The following is a 16430-nucleotide window of genomic DNA, read 5'->3' as shown; positions in this document are numbered from 1 at the left end:
CCGTCGGAACAAGGCATAATTCCGACGGTCTTACTGTAAATAATTTGCTCAATTAAAGCACAACAAATTTTCCTTTCATCATGCCATAGTGACCAGGAAATGTGCAAATAAAGTCATAGATGCCCTTTTCAGGAGCTTGAAATTCGATAGTTGTCTCCTGCCCGCCACCTATCATTTCTGTTTTGGCTATGATTTGATCCTCTTTGGAGGGATCGATATAACCATTTTCTTTAAAATTAATGGCAGCAGTGGCAAATTCTGTAACATCGGTTCCTTGTTTTAGCAGGACCCAATTGTGACCCATTGATTCGATGGGCAACTGGCCTACGTGTTTTAACGTCAGTCTTACTGTCTGACCTGCTCTTACATCTATTCTCTCTACATTGAATTTCATTTGGTCGTTGGCTTCGATGGTAATTTCAGCAACTGCCGGTACCACCTCTTCGCTTTTTGTTTGCTCTTGCTCATTATTGGTTTGAGGTTCTCCTCCGCCACCGCAAGCTGCAGCAATCACTAAGAGTACTAATGCTGCTAAAGTGTTTTTCTTCATGTTTTTAATTTTTATTATTAACTCAATTAGACGCTATATGTTTTGGTATTTCACCAGTAAGGCTGCGCAAAAATGCGACAATGTCATTCACTTGTTCGTTACTTAAGTCACGGCCGAGTTGCGTTGTAGCCATAATTTTTACTGCTTTTCCAAGATCAGCTACACTACCATCGTGGAAATACGGCCAGGTTTTTTCGACATTTCGCAAAGAAGGTACTTTAAATACGTACATATCGGCTTCATTATTGGTCACGGCATATCGACCTACATCCTCTCGCTCGGAGCCGGTAAATTCCCAATAAGGGCCCTTCACAAGTCCAAATTTCTGAAACATGTGACCTCCTAAATTTACTCCGGTATGACAAGTAATACAACCCGTTTCTATGAAAATCTTTAAGCCTTTTCTTTGTTGTTCGTCCAGCGAAGAAAGGTCCCCTTGTAAATATGCATCAAAGGGCGCTGGACTCATAAGTGCCTTTTCGTATTCTGCTATCGCTAGGGCAATGTTGTGGTATGTGATTGGATCTTTTACGCCGGGGAAGGCCTCAGCAAACAGCGCTTTGTAATCCGGGATTGCTTTAATCCTGTTGACTGCTTCTTTTTCGTTTTTAAGTCCCATTTCAATAGGGTTTAAGATGGGTCCTTTGGCCTGCTCTATCAGATCAGCAGCTCTTCCATCCCAAAATTGAGCTATATGCAAACTCGCATGATAGGAGCTTGGGCTGTTTCTCTCTCCCCTGGCACTTCCATCAAAACTGGGAGATGTGGGTTCATTGTCGACGCCGAAATTCTTCACCTGATGGCAGGTATTGCAGCTCATCTGATTGTTGGCAGAAAGGGCGGTTTCATGATATAGCTTTTCACCAAGCTTAAAGAGAGGTGATTCAAGATCCATTTCCAAAGGGGGCAGCGGTTTGAAGATGTTTGTCGCTATTTTCCATAGAGCAGTGTCTTCTGCTGTAAATGCAGAAACAGTTTCTGCAGAGCCTGATTTTTCAGAGCCTGTATTACAGCTTTGTCCGGCTATGTATGCCAACACTATAGCAGACATCAGTGCAAGTGCATTTTTTTTCATAGGATGAAATTTGTTTTGCACAAAAATAGCTTTCCTTTACTCATAAACAAAAACAAACAAAATGAATTAGCAATAGATTATTCCTATTATTAGTTGGTTCTTAATTGATTTTGGTCATTTCAATCAGATATAACATTTAGGTACCTTTGCAGAGAAACTTAGAAAAATGAGTACTTTGACGGCAAAAGATTTTGCCAGTGACCAGGATGTAAAATGGTGTCCGGGATGTGGAGATTATTCCATTCTCAAACAAGTACAATCGATATTACCTGAAACTGGATTAAAGCCAGAGGAAATTGTTTTTGTAAGTGGTATCGGATGCTCTTCCCGTTTTCCCTATTATATGAATACCTATGGAATGCACAGCATTCACGGGAGAGCTGCAACCATAGCGACAGGTCTTAAGATGACTAGACCCGAATTAAGTGTATGGATTATCACTGGTGATGGAGATGGCCTTTCTATTGGTGGAAATCACACCATTCATCTATTGCGAAGGAATCTCGATGTTCAGGTGCTGCTTTTTAATAACGAAATTTATGGGTTGACGAAAGGTCAATATTCTCCTACTTCAGAGTTTGGTAAAAAGACCAAATCATCGCCATATGGTACTATCGACCATCCTATAAATCCAATAGCATTGGCTTTGGGAGCCCAGGGCACTTTTGTGGCGCGTACAATTGATCGCGATCCACAGCATCTTCGATATATACTTCGAGAGGCAGTCAATCACAGCGGTACTTCATTTGTCGAAATATATCAGAATTGCAATGTATTTAACGATGGTGCGTTTAATGCCTTTTCAGATAAAAATCAAAAAGCAGAAACAACGATAAACCTAATAAAAGGAGAACCGTTGATTTTTGGGACCAATCGTGATAAAGGGATTAGGTTAGATGGTTGTAGGCCAGAAATTGTACCTCTGGATGGAAGCTACTCTCCTGACGACCTTTGGATCCACGATCCCAGCGATTTGAACAAAGCATGGATGCTGGCTAATTTTTTTGAAATGCCGGGTTCAGAGTCATTTTTCCCTCGTCCTTTCGGGATTTTTTATCAAACCAGCAGACCTACGTACGAATATCTGGTCAATCACCAATTAAATTTGGCTAAATCCAAAAGTACAGACGCAAGCATCAGTAAGCTGATCGCTGGCAATATCACCTGGGTAGTAGAATAGTAACAAGGTGCTGTTGGAAGATATTTCAGAAAACAGGAATTGTTATGTTTTAAATGTTTTAAATTCGAGTTGATGTTTCGCCAGATAAAAATCAAATTGTCAAAAGTATACGGTAGTCCGTTAGCTAATCGACTAAAAAACAGATATTTTCTTTCTGGAGTTTTTTTTCTCCTATGGATGACTTTCTTAGATACACATTCCCTTAAAATTCATTACAAATTGTATAAAGAAATAACCGAAACAAAAAGAAGCATCGAATATTACAAAACTGAAATTGAAAAGGACAGAGAACTGTTGAAGCAATTGGAAAGCAACCCGGAAATGCTTGAAAAATTTGCCAGGGAGCAATATTACTTCAAGCGACCAGGGGAGCATATTTATATCATTGACATATCGGACTAAGTTTTTTCATTTTAAACTACCGCAATGTCAAAATAATTGGTGTTCAGCTCTAACCTTTTTTCAAATGAGTTCGTCTAAATTATCAAAAACTCAAACTATCGTTCATGTATCTGGATGAAATTGCTATAATGCCAACCCGAAAAGCTTTGGATACAGAGTTTGAAATGGCATTACACCAGGTGAGTTCAAAGAATTTTCCACTAGACGTATATGTTTTGCTAATGGCCTACAAAAATCAGGCTCTGCATGGTGATAACAATAGAAAAAGGCCTGAAAGGTTTTCTATGGTTCTTGAGACATTGATTCACGATGCATGGCAAAAACTCAAAGGAATGGAGGCTTCTGAGGCTAAGGTTGAATTCATTAAATTGTCAAGAAAACCGTTTGTCTAATATTTTACACACGGGAGGTCTTCAGCGGCTTTTTTTGCCCAATTTATCGCCAACTGAAGTTGTTCTTCTTGATTAAGATTGGTATTGTCAAGCAATATTGCATCGTTTGTTCTTGTCAAAGGGCTATCCTCCCGGGTTGAGTCAAGATGGTCCCGATGCCGTAGATTCTCTCTTACTTCGTCAAATGAAGGGCTATACCCTTTGGATTTCAATTCAGCCCATCGTCTGTTTACCCGTACATCTTCGTCGGCGGTCATAAAAATTTTTAACTCCGCATTTGGGAAGACAACCGATCCGATATCACGTCCATCCATTACGACTCCACCTCCTTTGCCAAGATTTTTTTGCAGTTTCACCAGATGACGACGAACCTCGGGAATTGCAGCCACCTCACTTACAATGTCGCTCACAGCTTTTTCGCGGATTTTTTCTTCTACATTTACTCCATTTAGAAGCGTGTCGCTTTTTTTGGTCAATGGGTTGAAATGGAATGAAATATCTATACTGTCTAATATTTTAATTAATTCAGAGGATACTTTACCATTTCGGGCTAGGCCGTTTTCCAGTGCAAATAATGCGACTGCGCGATACATAGCTCCTGAGTCAATGTAATTAAGGCCCAACGCTACAGCCAGATCCTTTGCAAGTGTGGACTTGCCGGTTGAAGAATATCCGTCGATTGCAATGGTAATGGGTTTGAGATTCATGGATTTTTTTGAAGGGTGTATTCGTTCCTAAAGATTATTGGTCCAAGATTCTCAATGTTTTCTGACTGGCTTATGAGAAGTACTATTTCAGTGGTGTTGTTTCTCCGGATATCGGCAGTGGTTTCACCACCTGAAGCTGTACCAGGAGCGAGGTTCAAAGAGTTAGTACCAACGAAAGTGATTGTATACAAAGTGTTTTGTTCTGAATAACTAAATGGTTGGTCCATTTTCTGCAGAATCTGACCAGATACTTTGATAGACGTTTCGAAAATCCCCTCACCACTGAAATGCATTTGCGAAAGGTCTGAAGGAAAAACCGCAATCAGCTCACCGCTTTTTATTCTCCTTTCCAGCTGATATTCAACCCCTGAAAGATTCAAAGAGGCACTCCCGCTAAAATCGGTAACGGACCAGGTCCCGGGAAGAATTTCACTAAGTGGTGCAAGAGGTGGATCTTGTTGACTTGTATTTTTTTTCTTGCACCCTGCTATTATAGCAAACCCCACCAACAACCCAATTACTTGATGTTTTGCAGACATGATTAATTTTCAGCAAAGTTATCTGTTTAATTTCGTTTACTGACTACCATATTGGTGAGTTTACAATGGGATATCAACTTTCCATTGGTATCTTTTACCAGTATTTCCCACAGATGAATGCTTCTCCCGATATGAATGGCCTTTGCTGTGGCAATCACCATACCGGAAGAGACAGATCTCAAATGGTTACAGCTTATTTCGATTCCATATACTTCCTGTGAGTTGTGATCGATAAATAGTGCTGATGCAGCACTTCCTACACTTTCGGCCAGTGCAGCAGTGGCTCCGCCGTGAAGCACACCATATGGTTGATGCACAGCTGGTGAAACTGGCATTTCAGCTACTAGATAATCTGGACCTACATCGGTATAGGAAATATGAAGTGTATCCATCAGAGTAGTACGCTGGCGTACATTAAGCTTGTACAGCAGCTCTTCCTTGGAAATTTCCATTAAGTATTTTGATTTTTTTATTCATAATTGAAAACCAGAGGGGCGGTATGAGCGTGAGCAGCATCATGCCGGGATACCCTGTGGGCATCTGGGGACTTTGATCAAAGTGCTTGAGAATTTGGTATTTTCTATGTGGATTTTCATGATGGTCGCTGTGTCTTGAGAGTTCAAAAAGTACACTTCGACCAATGATGTGATTCGAATTCCAGGAATGTGTTACATTGACATCTTCATATCTTCTTTCAGAGACCATTTTTCTGGCCAATCCGTAATGCTCAATGTAATTAACTGTCTCCAGCAATAGAAAACCTGTGATTGCAGATGTTAGAAAACCCAATACCCCTATCCATCCAAAGATACCATACACTATGGAAATCAGAGCAATCTGTATTGCACTTAGCATTAAAAACAAATTGTGACGACTGTTAAAAGGGAGTTTTCTCCTCCTTAATATATCCAATTGAATGCGGTAAGCTGAACGAATACCCGTAAAAACAGCTCTGATCCAAAAGATGTATACCGACTCGTTGTATCTGGCAGTTGAAGGATCATAAGGAGTTCCTACATTTTTGTGGTGTCCGAAGTTGTGTTCGATATAAAAATGTGCATAGAGTGATGTACTTAATAAGCCCATGGCAATGCGCTGCATCCATTTTTCTGTTCGATGGCCCAGTTCATGACCCACATTGATGCCCATTACTCCGGTGTGAACCCCAAAGGATAGTGATCTACCCCAAAAAGTTACATCATCGGGGCGTAGTTGAGACACATTTACAAGGAAATACACAAAAAGGGAAAATTGGGAAAATGCAGCCAATAAAATAAAAAAGTCGAATATTTTATCTTTAGCAAAAACTTCTTCCTCTGGTTTTGATAAATTTGTTGATTCGGGAGGTAAAATCAATTCCAGAAGAGGCAAAATTCCAAAAGCATAAACAACTGTTGCAAACGACAACCAGCCAGTAAGTTGAAATGAGACTAATGTAGATAGCGTAATGGTAAATGCAAGCAAATACCTGTAGCGTCTCATCTTGTTAGCCGTTTAGTAATCGTAAACGTTTCCGATGTGGGCAAGTTCTCTTCTATTGAGCAATTTGATTTTTCTTCCTTTGTTTTCAATAAGGTGGTCGTCTTTGAATTCTGAAAGTAGCCGTATAACGGTTTCGGTGGCAGTGCCCACCATATTGGCAATTTCTTCCCGGGTTATGGTCACATTTAGACAACCTTCCTCATCTTCTCCGAAGGTATTGTAAATAATCAAAAGCACTTCTGCGAGACGCTCTCTAACGGATTTTTGAGCCAGATTTGTGATAATTTTTCCCGCATCACCGAGATCTTTACAGGCCAGTTTCATAAGGTCAAGGGTAAAAGCCGGGTTGCTTTGAATAAAATGAAAAAGTACGTGCTTGGGGAGAAAACATGCATGGGTCTCTTCCATAGCATATACTGATGCACTTACGGGCTCTCCACTGAGGAGCGATCTGTACCCGATCAAGTCTCCTTCTTTCCCAAACCGTATAATTTGTTCCTTCCCCTCTGGACCCATCCGGGTAATTTTTACTTTGCCTTTATGAATACAGTAGACTCCGTTGTTCCTGCTGCCCTCAACCAGAAGGGTCTGTCCTTTTTTAAAGAAAGAGCAACCTTTCTCCCTCTCGATGAAGTCCAGCTCACCGTTGTGAAGCGCTCTGAGCTGCGATATTTTAAATGTAACACATGTGTTACATGACAGTGGAATGTCTGATTTCATGGCATTTATTGATATGACAAAAATAGCAAACTTTTATGATAATTGGGATGTTTTATTGAGTTTTATCATCGTTTACCGTCCCTCACATTCAAATCTTTGTGAAGAATTGGGTGATATGGGAGACTATTGCTTTCATTGCGGTGAATCCATTGAAGACGAAAGGGTTGATTTTGATAATAAAGCTTTTTGCTGTCATGGATGTAAGCAGGTTTATCAGATACTGAAAGAAAATTCTCTGGAGAATTTTTATCTCCTGAATCCTTCGGCCGGGGTTACCATGAAACATAAAACCGGTGGAAAGGGCAGATATGATTACTTAGATAATAAGGAAATAGCGGAGAAAATCCTGTCTTTTAAAGACGGCGGAATAGCAGTAGTACGTTGGAATCTTCCGAAAATTCACTGTAGTTCGTGCGTATGGCTATTGGAAAACCTCCCTAAACTGCATAAAGGAGTCCTTTCAGTGGTGGTAAATTTTCCAAAAAGAACTGCACAAATCACTTACAGAGAAGCAGATATAAAACTTTCAGATCTTGCTGAGTTGCTTAGTTATCTGGGTTATCCACCGTCCCTTTCTTTAGCTGATGTGCAAGGGGAAAACAAGAAAAACCACTCTTATGACCGTTCGCTGATCTATCAGTTGGCTGTAGCTGGCTTTTGTTTTGGAAACATCATGCTTCTGTCGATACCGGAATATCTAGGAATGAACAATATCGGGGACGAAAATTATGCTCGGTACTTTCGTTTTGTAAGTATGGTTCTGTCGCTCCCGGTAGTGCTTTATTCATCCCAGGAATATTACAAAAGTGCATGGGCAGGTCTGAGAAATAAAGTAATCAACATAGATGTTCCAATAGTTCTGGGTATCCTGATCATTTTCTTTAGAAGTCTCTATGAGGTTTTTATTTTGAACGAACCCGGTTTTTTTGACTCACTTGCAGGCCTCCTCTTTTTTCTGCTTATCGGAAAATATTACCAGAGAAAAACATATGAAAGACTTTCGTTTGACAGGGATTATGCGGCTTATTTTCCGATGGCTGTTACTCGTGTCAAGGAAGATGGCAGTGAGGAGATTGTTGCAATTGGCAAAATCGAACAAGGCGATTTCCTCCGAATTCACAGCGATGAAATTGTACCAGTTGACGCTATATTAGTAGAGGGCAAAGCATTGATTGACAATTCCTTTGTGACAGGTGAAGCCATTCCATTAGTAAAAAATCCCGGTGATCGAATTTATGCCGGTGGCCGTCAAAAAGGCGAGCGAATTCTGGTAAAGTCTCTTAAGCCCCTTGATCAAAGCTATCTGACCGGTGTGTGGAATCAACACACGCACAAAAAAGACATAAAACTCATTAAAGACCTTACCGATAAAATCAGCAAGCGATTTACCCTTTGGTTGCTGGTTGTTGCATTAGGTGGATTTTTAGCATGGCTTCCCTTTGATGCTTCTACTGCCTTGAATGTGCTTACAGCAGTGCTTATTGTGGCCTGTCCATGCGCTTTGGCACTGGCAGCTCCATTTGCTGAGAGCACTATGATGCTGCATCTCGGCAGGAAGGGATTGTACCTGAAAGATGCCCCAACTGTAGAGAAGCTATCTGATATTCAGCATTTTGTGTTTGATAAAACTGGCACCCTGACCATCTCCTCTGAGGGAGAGGTTTCTTTTTCAGGTACAATTACAAGAGAAGAGGCGAGTCTGGTGAGGGCTATTACCGAAAACTCTCTGCACCCACTAAGCAGAATATTGTCAAAAAATCTGCCTGCATCCAAAGCAGTAATTGACTACTTTGAAGAAATCAAAGGACATGGAATGACCGGTGTGGTAAATGGCCTCAAAGTAAAAATTGGTAGCAGTACGTATGTGAAAAATGCTGAGACTGTAGGTGCTGATACCAATTCGTCAGAGGTTCATGTCGAAATAGATGGCAGATATCTGGGATATTTTGAAATCAGAAACAAATACAGACCAAATATTGAAAAACTCTTTCTGGCTATCAAAGATTATCCTATTACTATATTGAGTGGCGATAATGACAGAGAACTGCCTTACTTAAAAAAACTGTTGCCACCGAAAGCAGAAATCATCTTTAATCAAAAGCCAACAGACAAACTCAAGTACATTGAAAATCTAGAAAAAAAAGGTGTAAAGACGCTTATGGCCGGTGATGGACTCAACGATGCCGGTGCCCTGATGGTGAGCCATATGGGAATAAGTGTAGCTGAGGATATTTATTCATTTTCGCCTGCATGCGATGCCATCTTGCAGGCTTCCAGCCTTCACCAGCTTCACTCCTTTATACATGCAGCGCGTTACACCGTAAAAACAATTAAACAAAGCTTTGTAATCAGCCTTTTGTACAACTTGGCAGGGCTTGGGTTTGCACTAGCCGGAGTTCTTGAACCCATTGTTTGTGCCATTTTAATGCCAATCAGCTCAATAACAGTAGTCGGATATGTCGTACTTAAAACAACCTCAGGCGCTCAAAAACTTTTATACAAAACTACTAACGACTCGCTAGTTCAGGTCAAATCTGCCAGGCTCAAGCTCTATGGGGATGCTGTCCCTTCGGAATAAGCGTGCTGTGTAAGGACCTTTTAACTCAAACAGCTTGTCACTCACTTGGATCCAACTACCTTCTCTCAGACCTATCACGGGCTGGGGATTAAAATGGTGAAATTCAAGAATTCTCTGCTCACGCGTTTCACCCATGTGCCTGCTGGTGGGATCAGGATCCACGTAGTGTGGATTGATGTTAAAAGGCACAAAACCAAAAGCTGCAAAATCAGGCGGATACACGATAGGCATGTCGTTGGTAGTGCCAATACTTAAACCAGCGACATTCGAGCCGGCGCTGCTGCCCATATATGGAGCTCCGTTGATTACTTTTTCACGCAGTAATGTAAAGTGTTCAGTTTCATAAAGCGTTTTAAGTAAAAGAAATGTGTTGCCACCACCTGTAAAAATTCCTCCAAAATCACTCAACTGTCGAAAAGGATGATCCAGCTCGTGAATTCCTTTTACCTTGATTCGGAATGGTAAAAACCCTTCTCTGGCTATGGCCGTGTAATCGTCCCAGCTGATGGCTCCGGGCCTGGCATATGGCACAAATACAATCTGGTCTGTGTGATTGAAAAAGACCTCTATTTCCTCTCTTAAATATTCTAAATATTTCTGACCAAAGAGCTTTGATGTACTTGCTAACAACAGTTTCATGAGAGGTAATATTGATGATACAGGTACTTTTTTAATGAGCAATATATCTACAATTCTCCAAATTGTTTCACATAAATTGGCTCAAAGCAGGCCAGGTGTAAGGGGTCGGCTATTAGATCAAAAGCATATTTTGCCGAGGGATAGACGCCATCGACTAGTTGAAGATTTGGCCACATCAATACATTTCGAAGTTTAGAAACTCCCACCCCAGCAACAATGATTTTTTTATACTTTATAGACAGATCTTTCCATGTTTCCGCTGAAACTTTAACCGCAAGGTTTGTGAACACCGGGTTCATACATTTTTCAAAAGCAGAGGCATAGACTTCCATTCTTCTTGCATCGATGGCTACAATTACCAACTCATCCTCGGTCAGAAAGTTTTTACTCTCTATAGCTTTATAAATTAATTCAAGGCTGCTAACTCCATACACAGGTATATCAAGCCCAAAAGCCCAGCCTTTCACAGCAGAAGCACTGACCCTGAGTCCTGTGTATGAACCAGGTCCGAGGCCAGTGACAATACCTTTTATATCAGAGAATTTCAATGAATTTTCCTCCAGCAGTTGCTCTGTAAATTCAAAAATCTTGTCTGAGTGTGTATGGTTGGTTAATACACTTTCAATGCATTGGATTCCGCGATTTGTTTTAAGGGCAATGCTGCAAAGCGATGTGGAAGTATCGATTGCGAGTAACGCCATTATTTCTTTTTGTTTGATTTTATTTTAATGGCCGAATTGTTTTTCAACCTTTGGTTAACTATTTCAAATGGACCTGAGATGACGAGATCGCCTTCTTTCAGACCGTCTTTTACTTCGAAAAAATTTTCGTCTTGAATTCCGATGCTGACTTTTCGGATTACGGCTCTGTTGCCATTTGCCAGAAACACACATTCAAATAATTCATCTTCAGAACCAGAGGAGACCTTTGTTTTGGCAGTGGCTGAGTCTGACCTCACTGTGACAGCCCTTACAGGAACCCTAATGGCATTTTCTACTTTTTCGCAGAATATTTCAACGGAAGCGCTCATCCCTGGCTTGAAGGGGTGTTTTACTATTTTCTGTAGTTCGGCATAGGATTCAGGGCTTATCCGGATTCTGACTTCAAAATTGGTAATCTGATCGGCCGATATTTGTTGTCCTGTGATGGCAGTAGTCGATGAATAGGCAACTCTCGTAACCTGGCCCCAAAATGGCTTGTCTGATACGGCATCTACCTCTATCAACGTCGAGTCCCCTATTTTTACTTTGTTGATGTCGTTTTCATTTACTTCGGTCACTACCTCAAGCTCAGATAAATCAACAATTCTCATTACTTCTGTGCCAGCCATTTGGGCAGTGCCCACTACCCTTTCGCCTACTTCTACACTTAGCTTGCTGACCAATCCACTGATGGGAGCATATATGGTGGTGCGTCTGAGGTTGTCATTTGCCTCTATATACGTAGCTTCGGCGCTTTTTAGTTGATATTCAGCGGCTTCAGCTTGATATTTGGCAACCTGAAAGGCCCTTTCTATCACGTCAAATTCTCCTGCAGATATGACCCCTGAAGTTTTTAGTGGAAGATTTCGTTTGTAATTTTTCTCTGCTTCGGCTAAGGTGGCCTTTGAGGTCAGCAAGTTGGCTTTGGCAGAGTTCAGGGCGGCTTCGGCTCTTTTTACTGCTGCCAGGTAGATATCTGGGTTTATTTTCAACAACAATTGTCCTTTTTCTACCTGTTGACCTTCTTTCACCAGCACTTCTATGACCTCCCCAGGAACTTCAGGACTGATTTTAACCATAGTTACCGGCTGTACTTTGCCTGATGCTGTTACCGTCTCTACAATATCACCTCTGTCCACCACTGCTGTTTCTACTTCAAACGTCTGCTCTACGCTGCCAAGCAATCCCATTTTTCGCAAAGCAACCAATGCGATGATGCCTGCTGCAGCCACCAGAATAACAACGGTCTTTTTCTTCATGGATTTCAGAGGGTAATGTTGTTGGTTAAAAGAAATTCTATAATTTTTGAACGCAAGATGTATTCATACTGAGCTCTGATGCGCTGACTTTGGGCGTTTGAAAAGTTTATTTTAAACGTTTCAAGCTGTACCTGATCAAGCAATCCGTTGTTGAATCTCTGTTCAGCATTTTCATAGGCTGTTTTCGCGGCCCTCTCCGCTTTGGTAGCCGCGTCCAGTCCGGCTTTAGAAGCCAGAAACTGTGCGTGTGCCTGCTGAATGTTCTGATAAAAGCTGATTTGAGCCTGAGTGTAGTTAAGTCTGCTCAACTCAAGGTTGATGCGTGCATTGTTTACAGTATTCGAAATTTGATATCTCGACCAAAGGGGAATCTGAATTGATATGCCGAGAAACTCATTGATGTTATCAACTACCTGCGCATTAAAGGGTTTGATAGGTCTTTCGGAATCAATCACCGGCTGTGAAATGGTGGTAAAGACAGGCACCCCATCTTGTGTAATTCCAATGGGAATGGTCACATTTTCATTCCCTTTGATATTAGGTACAGAGTTGGCATAGTTTGTTGAGATCCCTGCCACCAGAGCTATCAGTGGAAATCTTGTTCCTATGGCTTGTTTAACTTCGTATTCGCTTACGGCTTCTCTCAGTTGAGCAGTTTTAAGAGTCGGGTTGTTTTCAGCGGCCTCTCTGTAAATGTCTGATGGTGAGTAGGTTGAGTAATCATTGAGAGGGATGTCAGCTGGCAATGGCTTTATTTGAAGATCTTCGAAATCGTTCAGCATGAGCAGGTTGGCCAGTTGCACCCGGGCTATGTCCAGATTGTTTTCAGCAAGTACGAGGTTTTGCTGTTCTCTGTAGTATTGGGCCTGGATTTCCTGCAGGTTAACATCGGGTAGTATGCCGGATTTTACAAGTTCTTCGGTACGTTTGACTTGTTTGTCAGTAAGTGACAGTTGCTGTTGGGCTACACGTTTAAGCTCTTCATTTACGAGCACCTGTAAGTATGCCTGGGCCACATTGAGCGTCAAATCGTTTTTTATGCTTTCAATGTTTTCTGTTTCCGCCTGTAGATTCAGTTCTGTTCGTTTCAGATTGTTGAAGTTTTGCCAGCCATCAAAGAGAACCCATTGTGTATTTAAGCCAATGTTTCCTATTTGTCTGGTTTCCCGTCCGATGACGTTTCTTACCGGGTCTATATTCAAGCCGAAGTTGAATGTGTATCCAAATTGTCCGTTAAGTGAAGGCGAAAATGCATAACGGGCTACGTTCAACTGCGACTCAGCTCTTTGTTTGTTGAGAACAGCTTGTTTTACATTCAGATTTCTCGAATTGGCCAGCTCCAGACATGCTTGAAAATCCAATGGACGCTGCGCCAATAGCATATGGGGACAAAGGAAAAAGGCGATAGTCCAGACCGCAAATTTTATCATGACTCTCCCAGGGAGTTTAAGATGGTTAAAAATTGTTCATTTCGCTTTTGCAAATCAAAAGTATTTCTAATTCTTTTTTCTGCCTTTATTGATAGAGCCGGAAGGTCCGTCTGTTTACAGTTTAATATAAGTTTAACTAATTCATCTGAGCTTTTTCTTTTGACCAAAAAACCTGCATCGCCAATGATTTCCGGAATACCAAAAACGGCTGAACCAATTGGCACACAACCACAGAGCATGGCCTCACATAATGCATTTGGAAAACCTTCGGCGATCGACAGTTGCAAGTAAAACTGGTGTTGATTGTACAAATTAGACAATTCTCTTTGTTCACACCAGGGATGAATGGTTATGTTATCAGGCAGATGTGTCGTACTTAGCAGATATTTTCCTACGATTGTTATTTGTATATCAGGTAGGTTTTTCGCCAGTTCTAAGATTAAATCTATACCTTTAAGATAGTACGTTTGTCGATTTATCTCCCCAGCAGCCGTTATGAAGCTATTCGGTTTTCTATCCAGTTTCTGGTTGAAAAAAATAGTAGATTCATATCCATTTTTTAGCTCTGTGACTTTTTCATCGGATAGCGAATACAACTCCTTTAGTCCCTGTCTACATCTGGTAGGGAAGTACTCATATTTACCCTCATATAGAGACCAATGAACTACGAGAATTTTACTGGCCTTTTTAATAGCATATCCAAGTATTTTTCTAAGCAGAGGATTCAAATAAAAACCATACTGTATTTCAGGGAAACAATGACATTCGACTCCCCCGAAAATTAGTACGATTTTCCACTTAAATATATTTGATAAAACAGAGGGAATCAAATTGTGATACCCCCCAAATCTACAAAGAACAATTTTAGTATTTTTTCTTTCCTTAATTAGAAAAATCAGCTGCTGAACCAATCGAACGGGAAGTAATGCTTTATTTTGTACATGAAACACATTTATCTTCAGAAGATAATGCGTACTGAGAAAGTCAATATCTTTTTGGATAAATGGAGATTGCTTAGGATAAATGTATATGAGTTTATTTTTCTCCATAGGCAATTAATGCAGGGCTAAATAATTTAGTTCGCGGAAGTCTTACACCAGAAAAAATCTCCATAGCCCAAAATATTTTTGATAGCCTAGATAAATTGAGTGTGAGGGCTTTTTTTACCTGAATAAATTTATCCGGTTTACTTCCTTCAATTTGTGCAGATACAGCGACAGGAAGCAGATATTCTGCTTTTGTATTTTTAAATCCAGCTTTGCTGAGTGCTTCCATCAGCTTATCTTTATCTATCGGCACATGAGCGTCAAACACTTCTTTATTCATGATTTTTTGATACCAGCCCGGGAACCCATGCATGTTTGGTACAGACACGAAAATCTTTCCGTTTTTTTTAAGAAATAACGCATGCGCTTTAAGTACTTCTACAATATCTTGAAAATGCTCAATTACACCAAAACTTACTACTATGTCAAAATTAGAAATCAGATGGGTGGGTGGGGTCAGTAAATTTCCTTCAAAAATTGCTCCCTCTACATTGTAGTAATCTAAAATCATCCGACTACGTTCACAGCCCAACCTTGAATAGTCCAGACCTGATATTCTAAACAAAAATTCCTTTTTGAAATAGGGAAGCCACACACTGTTGCCACATCCAAGTTCAATTAGACTCAGATCGCTGTTTGGCTCAATAAATTTTCTGAAAAATGCATCAAATTCTCTGTAAAGATATGTATTTATGTCAAATTTTTGTATTTGTATTTCCTTAGGAATGCGATTGGTTTTCCAAAATTCATCCCAATATTCCGGTGAGGTTTTATCCATGACTTTTTACAACTTTAAAAACCCATCCGTTACTTCCTCGTTTGATGTCAAAGGAAGCAAGGTCAGGCAGTGAACTCAATATCTTGATAAGTTCAGACTTTTTGATGAGTCTTTTGTAGTAATCGGTTAGAGCGTCGTAACTTTCCAGTACACTGGTTTGCTTATTAAATGCATATCCTTTTTGTTCAAAAGTATCAATATTGGTAAGTATAGGTGAAAAGTGTCCCAAGAGCCACCTACCTACTTTGGAATGTCTCAATCTCCAATGTAGAGGAAAAAATATAGTTACAAGTTTTTCTATAATTTTTAGAGATCTTTCTGGATTCATCCTTTTGAGAAAAAATCTATATACAGGAATACTGGTTGTGTAATATGCCCATCTGAAGTGATAGTGATCGGCCACAAGAATTCCTCCAGGTTTAACAGTTCTCCACAATTCCTGAATTGCTTTTTTGGAATCAGGTGTGTGCTGAATGACTCCCAGGCAAAACACCACATCAAAGCTCTTGTCAGGCAATGGTATATCGAGAATATCAGCCTGAAAGAAGACCACATTATCGGCTTTATTCCATTGATAATTGACCTCAATGGCCCGACTTAAATCAAAAGTATACAGCTCTTTACAATACTTTTTAAGCCATTCTGTAAATCTGCCTCCTCCGCTTCCGGCTTCAAGTACTGTTTTATCATGCAGCCATTCCAGTGAGTGGCTCAGGGCTTCCAAGATTCTCTTCTTTGAAATTTCTGTCCCTGTATAACTGTCTAACTGAAGGCAGCTAAAAGTTTTCCATTGTAAGCCAAAAGCCGATGAGTATCCATCCGCGCTTACAAAACGAGGGATGTAATTGATGATTGGCACTTCTCTGGTGTTCTCTGCTACCAATCTATCTGTATTCTTTTTAAAATGAGTATGCGACTTTTTGTCGTAGAAATTTATCGACATCAACCGAAT

At 40.5% G+C, this 16430-nt stretch carries 18 protein-coding genes; 4 read left to right on the top strand and 14 right to left on the bottom strand.

Annotated features, from left to right (window positions below; all coding sequences use genetic code 11):
- Positions 1-52 precede the first annotated feature (52 nt).
- Both DES35_RS06550 and DES35_RS06545 read right to left on the bottom strand, forming a co-directional pair.
- A complete protein-coding gene (locus tag DES35_RS06550) occupies positions 53-550 on the bottom strand; it encodes a plastocyanin/azurin family copper-binding protein (RefSeq protein ID WP_037357314.1) in 498 nt (165 codons plus the stop codon).
- A gap of 22 nt (positions 551-572) precedes the next feature.
- Positions 573-1625 (bottom strand): cytochrome-c peroxidase, encoded by a 1053-nt coding sequence (locus tag DES35_RS06545; RefSeq protein ID WP_114366151.1) that lies wholly within the window; start codon positions 1623-1625, stop codon positions 573-575.
- 166 nt (positions 1626-1791) lie between these two features.
- On the opposite strand from DES35_RS06545, the gene DES35_RS06540 reads away from it, so the two are divergent.
- The 3 genes from DES35_RS06540 (at position 1792) to DES35_RS06530 (ending at position 3599) form a co-directional block, all read left to right on the top strand.
- Positions 1792-2805, top strand: a complete 1014-nt coding sequence (locus DES35_RS06540; protein ID WP_114366150.1) for a 2-oxoacid:ferredoxin oxidoreductase subunit beta — start codon at positions 1792-1794, stop codon at positions 2803-2805.
- Between the two features lie 72 nt (positions 2806-2877).
- Positions 2878-3207, top strand: a complete 330-nt coding sequence (locus DES35_RS06535) for an FtsB family cell division protein (protein WP_037357308.1) — start codon at positions 2878-2880, stop codon at positions 3205-3207.
- 104 nt (positions 3208-3311) lie between these two features.
- Complete coding sequence (locus tag DES35_RS06530; RefSeq protein WP_114366149.1) at positions 3312-3599, top strand: acyl-CoA-binding protein; 288 nt, start codon at positions 3312-3314, stop codon at positions 3597-3599.
- Here the strand turns inward: DES35_RS06530 and cmk are convergent.
- From cmk to DES35_RS06505, 5 genes are read right to left on the bottom strand one after another with little or no spacing between them, the layout of a single operon-like run.
- Complete coding sequence (cmk, locus tag DES35_RS06525) at positions 3596-4306, bottom strand: (d)CMP kinase (RefSeq protein ID WP_114366148.1); 711 nt, start codon at positions 4304-4306, stop codon at positions 3596-3598. The genes DES35_RS06530 and cmk overlap by 4 nt on opposite strands.
- Positions 4303-4845: a hypothetical protein gene (locus tag DES35_RS06520; protein WP_037357302.1), complete on the bottom strand. Its 543-nt coding sequence runs from the start codon at positions 4843-4845 to the stop codon at positions 4303-4305. Before DES35_RS06520 ends, cmk begins: the two co-directional genes overlap by 4 nt.
- Before the next feature lie 26 nt (positions 4846-4871).
- Positions 4872-5297 (bottom strand): PaaI family thioesterase, encoded by a 426-nt coding sequence (locus tag DES35_RS06515; RefSeq protein WP_037357299.1) that lies wholly within the window; start codon positions 5295-5297, stop codon positions 4872-4874.
- Complete coding sequence (locus DES35_RS06510; RefSeq protein WP_051889199.1) at positions 5260-6327, bottom strand: alkane 1-monooxygenase; 1068 nt, start codon at positions 6325-6327, stop codon at positions 5260-5262. Before DES35_RS06510 ends, DES35_RS06515 begins: the two co-directional genes overlap by 38 nt.
- Before the next feature lie 12 nt (positions 6328-6339).
- Positions 6340-7047 (bottom strand): Crp/Fnr family transcriptional regulator, encoded by a 708-nt coding sequence (locus DES35_RS06505; protein ID WP_037357298.1) that lies wholly within the window; start codon positions 7045-7047, stop codon positions 6340-6342.
- On the opposite strand from DES35_RS06505, the gene DES35_RS06500 reads away from it, so the two are divergent.
- Positions 7046-9625, top strand: a complete 2580-nt coding sequence (locus DES35_RS06500; RefSeq protein WP_170125715.1) for a heavy metal translocating P-type ATPase — start codon at positions 7046-7048, stop codon at positions 9623-9625. The genes DES35_RS06505 and DES35_RS06500 overlap by 2 nt on opposite strands.
- Here DES35_RS06500 and pepE read toward each other — a convergent pair.
- Genes pepE through DES35_RS06465 form a run of 7 tightly spaced genes read right to left on the bottom strand, consistent with a single transcriptional unit; the run spans position 9566 to position 16421 of the window.
- A complete protein-coding gene (gene pepE / locus DES35_RS06495; protein WP_114366252.1) occupies positions 9566-10264 on the bottom strand; it encodes a dipeptidase PepE in 699 nt (232 codons plus the stop codon). The genes DES35_RS06500 and pepE overlap by 60 nt on opposite strands.
- A 47-nt stretch (positions 10265-10311) precedes the next feature.
- Positions 10312-10965 carry a tRNA (adenosine(37)-N6)-threonylcarbamoyltransferase complex dimerization subunit type 1 TsaB gene (gene tsaB, locus DES35_RS06490; RefSeq protein ID WP_037357293.1) on the bottom strand — a complete coding sequence of 218 codons (654 nt, stop codon included), beginning with the start codon at positions 10963-10965 and terminating at the stop codon, positions 10312-10314.
- On the bottom strand, positions 10965-12224 hold the full coding sequence (locus DES35_RS06485) for an efflux RND transporter periplasmic adaptor subunit (protein WP_037357292.1): 1260 nt from the start codon (positions 12222-12224) through the stop codon (positions 10965-10967). The genes tsaB and DES35_RS06485 overlap by 1 nt, the downstream gene beginning before the upstream one ends.
- A gap of 5 nt (positions 12225-12229) precedes the next feature.
- Positions 12230-13654 carry a TolC family protein gene (locus DES35_RS06480; protein WP_114366146.1) on the bottom strand — a complete coding sequence of 475 codons (1425 nt, stop codon included), beginning with the start codon at positions 13652-13654 and terminating at the stop codon, positions 12230-12232.
- Positions 13651-14703: a glycosyltransferase family 4 protein gene (locus DES35_RS06475; RefSeq protein ID WP_114366145.1), complete on the bottom strand. Its 1053-nt coding sequence runs from the start codon at positions 14701-14703 to the stop codon at positions 13651-13653. The genes DES35_RS06480 and DES35_RS06475 overlap by 4 nt, the downstream gene beginning before the upstream one ends.
- Complete coding sequence (locus DES35_RS06470; protein ID WP_037357288.1) at positions 14690-15478, bottom strand: class I SAM-dependent methyltransferase; 789 nt, start codon at positions 15476-15478, stop codon at positions 14690-14692. Before DES35_RS06470 ends, DES35_RS06475 begins: the two co-directional genes overlap by 14 nt.
- Complete coding sequence (locus DES35_RS06465) at positions 15471-16421, bottom strand: class I SAM-dependent methyltransferase (RefSeq protein WP_051889196.1); 951 nt, start codon at positions 16419-16421, stop codon at positions 15471-15473. Before DES35_RS06465 ends, DES35_RS06470 begins: the two co-directional genes overlap by 8 nt.
- Between the last annotated feature and the right edge of the window lie 9 nt (positions 16422-16430).

It is taken from the genome of Schleiferia thermophila (genome assembly GCF_003337435.1).
In the GTDB taxonomy this organism is placed as follows: Bacteria; Bacteroidota; Bacteroidia; order Flavobacteriales; family Schleiferiaceae; genus Schleiferia; species Schleiferia thermophila.
This window is presented reverse-complemented; position numbering and strand designations above follow the sequence as displayed.

Bases quoted from the DNA above. Each gene is read 5' to 3' on its own strand.
- pepE (WP_114366252.1), bottom strand. From the start codon at position 10,264: ATGAAACTGTTGTTAGCAAGTACATCAAAGCTCTTTGGTCAGAAATAT.
- DES35_RS06470 (WP_037357288.1), bottom strand. From the start codon at position 15,478: ATGGATAAAACCTCACCGGAATATTGGGATGAATTTTGGAAAACCAAT.
- DES35_RS06465 (WP_051889196.1), bottom strand. From the start codon at position 16,421: ATGTCGATAAATTTCTACGACAAAAAGTCGCATACTCATTTTAAAAAG.
- DES35_RS06535 (WP_037357308.1), top strand. From the start codon at position 2,878: ATGTTTCGCCAGATAAAAATCAAATTGTCAAAAGTATACGGTAGTCCG.
- DES35_RS06540 (WP_114366150.1), top strand. From the start codon at position 1,792: ATGAGTACTTTGACGGCAAAAGATTTTGCCAGTGACCAGGATGTAAAA.
- tsaB (WP_037357293.1), bottom strand. From the start codon at position 10,965: ATGGCGTTACTCGCAATCGATACTTCCACATCGCTTTGCAGCATTGCC.
- DES35_RS06510 (WP_051889199.1), bottom strand. From the start codon at position 6,327: ATGAGACGCTACAGGTATTTGCTTGCATTTACCATTACGCTATCTACA.
- DES35_RS06480 (WP_114366146.1), bottom strand. From the start codon at position 13,654: ATGATAAAATTTGCGGTCTGGACTATCGCCTTTTTCCTTTGTCCCCAT.
- DES35_RS06505 (WP_037357298.1), bottom strand. From the start codon at position 7,047: ATGAAATCAGACATTCCACTGTCATGTAACACATGTGTTACATTTAAA.
- DES35_RS06475 (WP_114366145.1), bottom strand. From the start codon at position 14,703: ATGGAGAAAAATAAACTCATATACATTTATCCTAAGCAATCTCCATTT.
- DES35_RS06520 (WP_037357302.1), bottom strand. From the start codon at position 4,845: ATGTCTGCAAAACATCAAGTAATTGGGTTGTTGGTGGGGTTTGCTATA.
- DES35_RS06485 (WP_037357292.1), bottom strand. From the start codon at position 12,224: ATGAAGAAAAAGACCGTTGTTATTCTGGTGGCTGCAGCAGGCATCATC.
- DES35_RS06530 (WP_114366149.1), top strand. From the start codon at position 3,312: ATGTATCTGGATGAAATTGCTATAATGCCAACCCGAAAAGCTTTGGAT.
- DES35_RS06545 (WP_114366151.1), bottom strand. From the start codon at position 1,625: ATGAAAAAAAATGCACTTGCACTGATGTCTGCTATAGTGTTGGCATAC.
- DES35_RS06550 (WP_037357314.1), bottom strand. From the start codon at position 550: ATGAAGAAAAACACTTTAGCAGCATTAGTACTCTTAGTGATTGCTGCA.
- DES35_RS06500 (WP_170125715.1), top strand. From the start codon at position 7,046: ATGGCATTTATTGATATGACAAAAATAGCAAACTTTTATGATAATTGG.
- DES35_RS06515 (WP_037357299.1), bottom strand. From the start codon at position 5,297: ATGGAAATTTCCAAGGAAGAGCTGCTGTACAAGCTTAATGTACGCCAG.
- cmk (WP_114366148.1), bottom strand. From the start codon at position 4,306: ATGAATCTCAAACCCATTACCATTGCAATCGACGGATATTCTTCAACC.